Below are 9648 nucleotides of genomic sequence, written 5' to 3'. Positions count from 1 at the left end.
TTAAGCCGAAACGCTAATTTTTTAGCTGTTATTAAGCAAACAAGCATTAGAAAAAAATATTTTCAAGCATTAAAAAAATATTTTTCAAAACAAAAAATTCTATAAGTTTTTATTTGTTGCGTTTGGGTATAAATAATGCGTTTTAAAAAAATAAAAACGCATTTTTGGTGTATTTAGGGGAATTTAAATATTTTCTTGGTCTTTTTCTTGGTCTTGGGACTGCTCTTGGTCGAGGCTTTCTACTTGGGGCTGGATTGCGGGGTTTACCACATTGAGTATGGCGTTCATATCAAAGACCATAGTGCTTTTGCTGCCGCCTATGCCCGTTTCCAAGACCATATATTTTTCGGTTTCGGACTTGTCTAGTATTTCTACAACTCTGCCCACAATGCCGCCTATTGTTTTTACTTCATCGCCTATATGAATTTTTTCAATCATTTCTTTGTATTTTTTGTTGTTGCGTCTTTGGGTGAAAATGGGCAAAATTATAAACACTATAAGCAAAGCAGCAACCAAAACCCAAAACACCCAATTATCTTTAAAAGCGTTGCCGCCGCCCGCGGTCTCTAATAAAAACTGTATCATCAATAATTATCTCCTTCTTGTAATAATACAATAATATAATATTGCGCGATTATTTACAAGCGAATTGAGGCTTTATAGAAAATTTGACATAATTGTGAGACGTCTAATTAGCCGATTTTTTGTAGTTTTGATAAAATTCCTCCCTAAAATCAAGCAAGCGGTCGTCGTATATAGCCTCTTTTATCCGTTCTATCAGCCTTATAAGATACCTGATATTATGGATGCTCAAAAGTTTTCCGCCCAAAATCTCGTTGACATTGACCAAATGCCTTATATACGCCCTTGAGAAGTTTTGGCACGCGTAACAGTCGCAGTCTTCTTCTATGGGCGAAAAGTCTTCTTTGTATTGGCTGTTTCGTATGGTTAGCGCGCCATGGGCGGTCATGGCCGTTCCGTTTCGGGCAATCCTTGTGGGCAGGACACAGTCAAACATATCTATCCCCCTTATGACGCCTTCCAAAATATAATCGGCGCTGCCCACGCCCATTAGGTATCTTGGCAAACGCTCGGGATAATAAGGGCGCAAAACATCCAGCATCTTATACATAACCTCGGGCGGTTCGCCCACGCTAAGCCCGCCTATCGCCAAGCCGTGTTTGGCATAAGGCAAGGTTTCCAAAATGGCCGCTTTGCGCAAGTCTTCATACATATTGCCTTGAACTATGGGAAAGAGCGCTTGCGCGGGGTTTTGGTGCGTGTTATTACAGCGCTTAAGCCAATTAAGCGTGCGCTTGTAGGCGTCTTTTGCCTCGTCATAGTCCGCGCCGTAGCTTACGCACTCGTCAAAAGCCATAATTATATCGGCGCCCAAGGCGTTTTGGATTTCTATCGCGTATTCGGGGGTAAGTTTGTGGAGGCTGCCGTCTATATGCGAACAAAACTGGACTCCTTCGTCGTTTATTTTTCGCAGCTTGGAAAGCGAAAAAATTTGAAACCCGCCGCTGTCCGTCAAAATAGGGCCGTCCCACGCCATAAACTTATGAAGCCCGCCAGCCGCTTTTATAATCTTGTGTCCGGGTCTTAAATATAAATGATAGGTGTTGGCTAAAATTATTTGCGCGCCCGTTTCTTTTATGTCGCGGGGCGCGAGGCTTTTGACCGTGGCGCGCGTGCCCACGGGCATAAACACGGGCGTTTGGACTACGCCGCGCGGGGTGCTTAGCTCGCCTATGCGCGCGCCGCTTTGGGCGCACACTTTTATAGTTTTGAACGAAAAGTTTTGCATTTATATATTATCCTTAAATTATAAGCGTTATATTAAATAATAAAACATCGCCGCTAAATTTCAAGTAATAAACATCGCGTCGCCAAAGCTAAAAAACCTGTATTTTAGCCCTATCGCCTGCCGATACAAATCCAAAACCTTTTCCCTGCCCGCAAAAGCCGATACCAGCATAATAAGCGTGGACTCGGGCAAGTGAAAATTGGTTATCAGCGCGTCTATGGCTTTGAATTTATAGCCCGGATAGATAAATATATCTGTTTCGCCGCTGCCGCTTTGAACGCGGCCGTCATTGTCCGCGCGGCTTTCCAATACTCTTACGCTGGTTGTGCCCACGGCTATTACCCGTCTGTTTTGAGCTTTGGCAAGGTTTATAATGTCGGCGGCTTGGCGCGATATTTCGTAATATTCGCTATGCATATGGTGGTCTTCAATCTTGGAAGCTTTTACGGGCAAAAATGTCCCCAAGCCGACATTTAACAAAACCTCGGCAAAGATTACGCCTTTGTCTTTTAGGCTTTGGATTAGCTCGGGCGTAAAATGCAAGCCCGCCGTGGGCGCGGCGGCGCTGCCTTCTATTTTGGCGTAAACCGTGTTGTATCTTGATTTGTCCAAAAGTTTTTGCCTGATATAAGGCGGAAGGGGCATTTGCCCCAACTCGTCTAAGATTTGCTCAAACACGCCCGAAAACTCAAACCTTGCCACCCAAACGCCCTCGCCCTCCGACAAGACCTGACACTTTAGTTTTTTTGAAAAAACAATCTCCGCGCCGGGCTTCAGTCTTTTGGCGGGCTTTAATAAAACTTCCCAATCTGTTAGGTTAAGCCTTTTTAACAGCAAAACCTCGGCCTTGGCGCCCGTGGTTTTTGCGCCCAAAAGCCTTGCGGGTATTACTTTGGTGTTATTTATAACCAAAACATCGCCGCTTTCTAAAAAGTCGCCGATATTTCTAAATATGGTATGCGTTGCTTTATCTTGCGCCCTGTCATAGACCAACAGCCTGCTTGAGTCTCTTGGATAGACAGGGGTTTGGGCAATAAGTTTTTGGGGGAGTTCGTAATAAAAATCGCTTTTGTCCATCAATAATTTATCCTGTTTAGTCGCCGATAATGTCGTCTATGCTTAATTGGATGTCTTTGGGCTTAAGATTAAGATGCTTATACGCCGCGGGCATCGCCACCCTGCCGCGCGGGGTGCGCGCCAAAAACCCTAATTGCAATAAATACGGCTCTATTATATCCTCTATGGTTACGGCCTCCTCGCCCGTGGCGGCAGACAGCGTGTCCACGCCAACAGGCCCGCCGTCAAATTTTTCTATCATTGTCAAAAGCAATTTGCGGTCGGACTCGTCCAGCCCCAATGAGTCTATGTCCATTTTGGAAAAGGCTTTTTTGACAACGGGCAAATCTATAATATCCGACCCGTCCACCAGCGCGTGGTCTCTTATGCGCTTTAACAACCGATTGGCGATTCTGGGCGTGCCCCTAGAACAAGAGGCTATCTTGGTCGCCGCCTCCTCGCTGATTTTGATATTTAAGATTGAAGCCGACCTTTTGATTATTATTGCCAATTCTTCGGGCGAATACATCTCAAGCCTGAAAATAACGCCAAAGCGGTCGCGCAAAGGGCTTGTGATATTGCCCGCTCTGGTTGTGGCGCCTATCAAGGTAAAGCCTTGAAGCTTAAGGCGCATTGAACGCGCGGAGGGACCTTTGCCTATCATAAAATCAAGGCAATAGTCTTCCATCGCGGGATACAGTATTTCTTCTATCGCGCGGTTGAGCCTGTGGATCTCGTCAATAAACAAGACATCGCGCTCTTGCAAATTGGTCAAAATAGCCGCCAAGTCGCTCGCCCGCTCTATCGCCGGCCCGCTGGTTATCCTAAATTGGACGCCCATCTCGTTGGCTATGATATGCGCCAATGTGGTCTTGCCCAAGCCGGGCGGCCCGTATAACATAACATGATCCAGCGGCTCGCCGCGCATTTTGGCGGCTTCTATATATATAGATAGGTTTTCTTTGAGTTTTTGCTGCCCGACAAATTCCTTAAGGCTTTGGGGGCGCAAAGTGACTTCCATGTCCAAATCCTCGGGCGTCAAAGCGCTGGACAAAAATCTTATATCGTCTGTCATAATCTCACGCTCTCTTTAGCGCTTCCGCCAAAATCTCTTCGGCGGGCCTGGTTTTGTCGCTTACTTTGTTAACGGCCCTTACAGCCTCGGCCTTGGTCATTCCCAATGACATAAGCGCGAAAATGGCGTCGCTTATGTTTTGGGGCGTTTTGTCAAAGTCTTGGGCTTCCAAGTCAACGCTTTGGCCTTCTAGCGCTATCTTGTCTTTTAGTTCCACTATTATGCGCTCGGCCGTTTTTTTGCCGACGCCTTTTATCTTGCTTAGCGCCAAATGGTCGCCGGCCGCTATTTTTAGGGCTAGCTGCTGGCTGGACATTCCCGATAAAATAACGGACGCTAATTTTGGGCCAATACCGCTTACCGTAATCAAACGCAAAAACATCTCTTTTTCGGTCTTGTCAAAAAAGCCAAACAGCGTCACGCTGTCTTCCCTTACGCTCATATATATATAAAGTTGGACATTGTCTTTGTTTTGGCATTTGGCTAAGGTGTCGTTGCTGACCGTAATGTCATAGCCTATGCCGTTGTTTTCCAGCACTATTTTGTTTTCGCCTGTTTCCACTATGCGTCCGCTGATAAAACTAATCATTAAAATCTCCTAAAAAAATTATAGCATATTTTGGTTGGTTAAGTCATTGGTTTGGGCGTGGGTAAGGGCGACCGCCAAAGCGTCCGCCGCGTCGTCGGGCTTGGGGACGCGCCTAAGGCCCAGCATCATTCTTACCATAAATTGTATTTGGCGCTTTTCGGCCCTGCCGTTGCCCGTCATCGCCTGCTTGACTTGAAGCGGGGTGTATTCGTATAACCGCTTGCAACCTTTCGCCGAACACAAAATTATAATCCCGCGCGCTTGGGCGACATTGATAGCCGTCTTGGTGTTGGCGTTAAAAAACAATTCCTCAATGGCGATGGCGTCGGGATTGTATTTTTCTATCAGCGCATTCACCGCGTCATAAATGGCGCACAGCCTTTTGGACATGCAAAATTCTTTGGGCGTGGTTATTACTCCAAAGTCCAAAGGCTTTATTTCGTTTTTTTGGTTTTTTTGTATCACCCCGTAGCCTAAGGTGGCAAAGCCGGGGTCAAATCCAATAATAATCAATATTTTTTGGCCTTTCTCTATTTTTTTGTTGACTATTTATACATAATAATTTATAATTATACAATAAATTGATGCCTTAATTATTGTGTGCGTTATAATTCGGCATATAATAAAAATATTTTATAAATAAATAATAAACTTATAAACATTATTAGTCAAGATAATGTTTGGCAAGGAGAGATAATATGGCAAAGGAAAAAGTAGTGCTCGCGTATTCGGGAGGGCTGGACACTTCCATAATTATACCTTGGCTCAAAGAAAACTACGATATGGAAGTCATAGCCATGGCGGCCGATGTGGGTCAAGGCGAGGAGCTCGCGCCCTTAAAAGAAAAGGCGATAAAGACCGGCGCGTCCAAGATTTATATTGAGGATTTAAAAGAAGAGTTTGTGACCGATTTTATTTTTCCCACGCTGAAGGCGGGCGCCGTGTATGAGAAAAAATATCTTTTGGGGACTTCGTTCGCAAGGCCCGTTATCGCCAAAAGGCTGGTTGAGATAGCCCGCAAGGAAGGCGCCAAGGCGGTAGCGCACGGGGCGACGGGCAAGGGCAACGACCAGGTGCGGTTTGAGCTTACCATAAAAGCGCTTGCGCCCGACCTAAAGATTATAGCGCCTTGGCGGATATGGAATATTAAATCGCGCGAGGACGCCATTGATTACGCCAAAGCGCGCGATATTCCCGTGCCCGTAACCAAAGAAAATAATTACAGTATGGACAGAAACCTTTGGCATCTTTCGCACGAGGGACAGGATTTGGAAGATCCCGCTAACGAGCCCAAAGAGTCTTTGCTGATGGTTACCAAGCCCTTGTCCCAAAGCGCCGATACGCCCGAGTATGTGGAAATAGAGTTTGAAAAAGGCGTTCCTATAACGGTAAACGGCCAAAAATACCCGCCCCACGAGTTGATTGCCGCGCTAAACGAGATTGGCGCGCGGCACGGCGTGGGCGTGGCCGATATGGTGGAAAACCGCCTTGTAGGGATGAAGTCGCGCGGCGTTTATGAGACGCCGGGCGGGTCAATTTTGTACGCGGCCCATAACAACCTTGAAGAAATAACGCTGGACAGGGCGACTATGCATTTTAAGGAAATGGCGGCTATTAAGTTTGCCGAACTTGTTTATGACGGATTGTGGTTTACGCCTTTGAGGGAGAGTCTTTCGGCTTTTGTGGACAAAACGCAGGAGACCGTAACCGGCAAGGTCAGGTTGAAATTATATAAGGGCAATATCATCCCCGCGGGCGTTGCCTCGCCGTATTCGCTGTATGACGCCGAAATGGCGACTTTTTCCCAAGACGAGGTTTATAACCAAAAAGACGCCGAAGGGTTTATTAACCTGTTTGGGCTGCCGCTTAAAGTGCGCGCCCAAAAACAAAAACTTTGGGCAAAATATAAAAAGGAATAATAAAAAATGAAACTTTGGGGAGGCGTTTTTACGCGAAAAACCGAAAAACTGGCGGAAGAGTTTAACTCTTCGCTGGATTTTGACAGCCGTCTTTATAAACAAGATATCTTGGGCAGTATCGCCCATTGCAAAATGCTGGGCGCCCAAAAAATCATATCGGAGGACGAGTGCAAGACAATAATAGACGGGTTAGAAGGGATTTTGGCTGATATAGAAAAGTCTAAGCTTAAAATTGAGGGCGCCGAGGATATCCATAGCTTTGTGGAACAAGAGCTGATAAAGCGCGTAGGCGAGGCGGGCAAAAAGCTGCATACCGCGCGGTCTAGAAACGACCAGGTCGCCACGGACATAAGAATGTATCTCAAAGACAGCATTGACAATACCGTATTCAAGCTAAAAAACCTTTGCGGTATTATGCTGGAGCGCGCCAAAAACCACGCCGATACCATAATGGCGGGTTTTACGCATATGCAAAAAGCCCAGCCCATAACGCTTGGGCATTATCTTAACGCTTATGTTTGCATGTTTTTGCGGGATATTGAGCGGTTAAAAGATTGCAAAAAACGCTTAAATGTTTCGCCTTTGGGCAGCGGCGCGCTCGCCGGAACGGCTTACCCTATAGACAGGGAAATGACCGCTAAGCTTTTGGGCTTTTCGGATATCTCGCCCAACTCTTTGGACGCCGTGTCCGACAGGGATTTTTTGGTAGAATATGTAAGCGCGTGCGCGCTTATTGGCTTGCATATGTCCAAGCTCGCTGAAGAATGGATTTATTGGGCGTGCGACGAGTTTTCGTATATCACATTGGACGAGGGGTATTCCACAGGCTCAAGCATTATGCCGCAAAAGAAAAACCCCGATATGCTGGAGTTAATACGCGGCAAGTCCGCCAAGATTATAGGCAACCTAACAAGCGCCGCGGCGCTTTTAAAGGCGCAGCCGTTGTCTTATAACAAAGACTTGCAAGAGGACAAGCCGATTATATTTGATACCGAGGACACTATCAATATATGCATTGATGTGCTGTGCGGCGTGATAAAGACCGTTAAGTTTAATACGGACAAGATGTATAAGTCCGCCTCGGGCGGATATTCCGCGGCGACCGATATCGCCGATTATCTTGCCAAAAAAGGCGTCCCGTTTAGAGACGCGCATAAGCTAACCGGCCAAATTGTGCTGTATTGCATAAATAATAATCATAAACTTACAGATTTGAAACTCGTTGATTTTAAAAAGTTTAGCCCGAAATTTGAGCAAGACATTTTGGACGCGGTAAAGCTTGAAAACGCGGTCAATAACCGAAAAAGTATGGGCGGAACAGCGCCCGACCAAGTCCGAAAAACCATAGAAATTTTGGAGAAAAAATTAAAAGAGTTATAAAAAATAAAAACCAAAAAAACGGCGGATATGCCGTTTTTTTGGTTGGGGTGGATTACTTCCGCTTTATAAATCAAATTTTTAATCTTTGGGGTTTTGGATTTTAGAGCTATAAAAAATCTTTACGATTTTGGATTAATTTTAAAATTAGAAAAAATTCTTCGCCTTTATAAAAACGCCCAAAAAGGCAAATAACTAAAATAAAAAAGAGGAAATTATGACCAAGGGTGAAGACACTTTTTATGATATCAGCAATTTAGCCTCTATGAGCGAATGCACCGGGCTTATTCCTTCGGGCATTGAAAACGACGAAGAGGCCGAAAACTACGGCGAGTTATACTCTATCCACAAAAACAAAAAAAGGAACAAATACAACAAAGCCTATAAGGACGAAAGCGACCTTATAGACTTATGATTTTTTAAGATGTGTTTTTAAAAAACTTGTTGGTTGCTTTAACGGTTTTTTGTCTATTTGCCGTTGCCTTTAAAACGCCGCGTAGACTTATAGGTTTTTTAAAGCGGCTTTTTTTATCTTGTTTGCCAATGCCGCTTGGGCTCAAATAGATTTTTATCTTACTTACCAGGTCGCTCTTAATAAACCGTTTAGGTATGCTTAAGATTTTATAAGGCTTGGGGTTCGTCCGCTAAATCTTTAAAAACAATTACCTATAAAACCCAAAAAATGTTTTAATGGTTTTTTATCTTACTTGGCCGTCGCCTAGGATTATATATTTGTATGATGTTAGTTCTTTTAGGCCAACAGGACCGCGGGCGTGTAGTTTTTGGGTAGAGATGCCAAGCTCCGCGCCAAGCCCGAATACCCCGCCGTCAGTGAACCTAGTGGACGCGTTGACATATACGGCGGCCGCGTCCACGCGGTTAGTAAACTGCCACGCAACCTCCTCGTCTTGGGTTACGATGCATTCGCTGTGTTTTGTGCCGTAATGGTTGATATGGTCTATGGCTTCGTTGTAATCTTGGACCACTTTTACAGATATGATATAGTCCAAAAACTCCGTATAATAATCTTTTTCGGTGGCGGTTTCGCACGCCGCGAAAACCGAACAAGTCTTGGGACAGCCTTTGATTTTCACTCCATTGTCCACTAAGGCTTGGCAAATCTTGGGCAAAAATTCTTGGTAAATGCTTTGGTCAATAAGCAGGCTTTCGGCCGCGTTGCACACGGACGGCCTTGAGATTTTGGCGTTAACCGCAATCTTAATCGCCATGTCCAAATCGGCGGCGCTATGGATGTAAACATGGCAGTTGCCCGTGCCCGTTTCAATGACGGGAATGGTGGAATTTTGGACAACTGTTTGGATTAATTTTTCCGAGCCTCTGGGCACCAAAACATCTATATATTGATTGGCTTTCATAAGCCCTATCGCCTGCTCGTGCGTGCAATCTATATAGCCTATTATATCGTCGTTGCCGCCCGCTTGTTTTATCGCCTCTTTCATTATCCCGACAAGCGCGGTATTGCTGTGGTAAGCGTCGCGGCTGCCGCGCAAAATTATGGCGTTGCCGCTTTTGATACACAAAGCCGCGGTATCCACCGTAACATTGGGGCGGGCTTCGTAAATTATGCCCACCACGCCCAAAGGAACGCGAACTTTGGATATATTGAGGTTGTCTTTGTTTTTGTATTGCTCCAAAACCTCGCCTATGGGGTCGGGCAACTGAATAATCTCTTTTACGCCATTGGCTATGACCTGAATACGCTCTGGGGTGAGCCTAAGCCTGTCTTGGTAATGGGAAGGCTTGTTTTGGGCGTTATCAAGGTCTTTTAAATTGGCGTCCAAAATTTTTCGGGAATTTTTGA

Annotated in this window: 10 protein-coding genes; 3 read left to right on the top strand and 7 right to left on the bottom strand. The window is 45.3% G+C overall.

From position 1 onward, the window contains the following. Positions 1-183 precede the first annotated feature (183 nt). From GX756_05210 to ruvC, 6 genes are all read right to left on the bottom strand, one after another. Positions 184-585, bottom strand: a complete 402-nt coding sequence (locus GX756_05210; protein NLC17261.1) for a preprotein translocase subunit YajC — start codon at positions 583-585, stop codon at positions 184-186. Positions 586-688: 103 nt separating this feature from the next. Continuing rightward, positions 689-1810, bottom strand: a complete 1122-nt coding sequence (gene tgt / locus GX756_05205; GenBank protein ID NLC17260.1) for a tRNA guanosine(34) transglycosylase Tgt — start codon at positions 1808-1810, stop codon at positions 689-691. Between the two features lie 60 nt (positions 1811-1870). Continuing rightward, the gene (gene queA, locus GX756_05200) at positions 1871-2887 is read right to left on the bottom strand and encodes a tRNA preQ1(34) S-adenosylmethionine ribosyltransferase-isomerase QueA (protein ID NLC17259.1); all 1017 of its coding nucleotides are present in this window, start codon (positions 2885-2887) and stop codon (positions 1871-1873) included. A 16-nt stretch (positions 2888-2903) separates the two neighbouring features. Further along, a complete protein-coding gene (gene ruvB, locus GX756_05195) occupies positions 2904-3941 on the bottom strand; it encodes a Holliday junction branch migration DNA helicase RuvB (protein NLC17258.1) in 1038 nt (345 codons plus the stop codon). A 4-nt stretch (positions 3942-3945) separates the two neighbouring features. After that, positions 3946-4530: a Holliday junction branch migration protein RuvA gene (ruvA, locus tag GX756_05190; protein NLC17257.1), complete on the bottom strand. Its 585-nt coding sequence runs from the start codon at positions 4528-4530 to the stop codon at positions 3946-3948. A gap of 18 nt (positions 4531-4548) precedes the next feature. Then, positions 4549-5043, bottom strand: coding sequence for a crossover junction endodeoxyribonuclease RuvC (ruvC, locus tag GX756_05185; protein ID NLC17256.1), 495 nt, complete (start codon positions 5041-5043; stop codon positions 4549-4551). 185 nt (positions 5044-5228) lie between these two features. On the opposite strand from ruvC, the gene GX756_05180 reads away from it, so the two are divergent. The 3 genes from GX756_05180 (at position 5229) to GX756_05170 (ending at position 8241) form a co-directional block, all read left to right on the top strand. Continuing rightward, positions 5229-6449, top strand: a complete 1221-nt coding sequence (locus GX756_05180; GenBank protein NLC17255.1) for an argininosuccinate synthase — start codon at positions 5229-5231, stop codon at positions 6447-6449. Positions 6450-6455: 6 nt separating this feature from the next. After that, entirely contained in the window at positions 6456-7829 is a 1374-nt protein-coding gene (gene argH / locus GX756_05175) for an argininosuccinate lyase (GenBank protein NLC17254.1), read from the top strand. Between the two features lie 214 nt (positions 7830-8043). After that, positions 8044-8241, top strand: coding sequence for a hypothetical protein (locus GX756_05170; GenBank protein NLC17253.1), 198 nt, complete (start codon positions 8044-8046; stop codon positions 8239-8241). A 283-nt stretch (positions 8242-8524) separates the two neighbouring features. Here GX756_05170 and GX756_05165 read toward each other — a convergent pair. After that, a partial coding sequence (locus GX756_05165; GenBank protein NLC17252.1) for a glutamate-5-semialdehyde dehydrogenase occupies positions 8525-9648 on the bottom strand: 1124 nt, incomplete at its 5' end.

The organism is Clostridiales bacterium (genome assembly GCA_012512255.1).
Classification (GTDB): domain Bacteria; phylum Bacillota; class Clostridia; order Christensenellales; family DUVY01; genus DUVY01.
The sequence above is the reverse complement of the archived record's forward strand: the minus strand, read 5'-3'. Positions and strand labels throughout refer to the sequence as shown.

Bases quoted from the DNA above. Each gene is read 5' to 3' on its own strand.
- ruvB (NLC17258.1), bottom strand. From the start codon at position 3,941: ATGACAGACGATATAAGATTTTTGTCCAGCGCTTTGACGCCCGAGGAT.
- GX756_05210 (NLC17261.1), bottom strand. From the start codon at position 585: ATGATACAGTTTTTATTAGAGACCGCGGGCGGCGGCAACGCTTTTAAA.
- GX756_05170 (NLC17253.1), top strand. From the start codon at position 8,044: ATGACCAAGGGTGAAGACACTTTTTATGATATCAGCAATTTAGCCTCT.
- tgt (NLC17260.1), bottom strand. From the start codon at position 1,810: ATGCAAAACTTTTCGTTCAAAACTATAAAAGTGTGCGCCCAAAGCGGC.
- argH (NLC17254.1), top strand. From the start codon at position 6,456: ATGAAACTTTGGGGAGGCGTTTTTACGCGAAAAACCGAAAAACTGGCG.
- queA (NLC17259.1), bottom strand. From the start codon at position 2,887: ATGGACAAAAGCGATTTTTATTACGAACTCCCCCAAAAACTTATTGCC.
- GX756_05180 (NLC17255.1), top strand. From the start codon at position 5,229: ATGGCAAAGGAAAAAGTAGTGCTCGCGTATTCGGGAGGGCTGGACACT.
- ruvA (NLC17257.1), bottom strand. From the start codon at position 4,530: ATGATTAGTTTTATCAGCGGACGCATAGTGGAAACAGGCGAAAACAAA.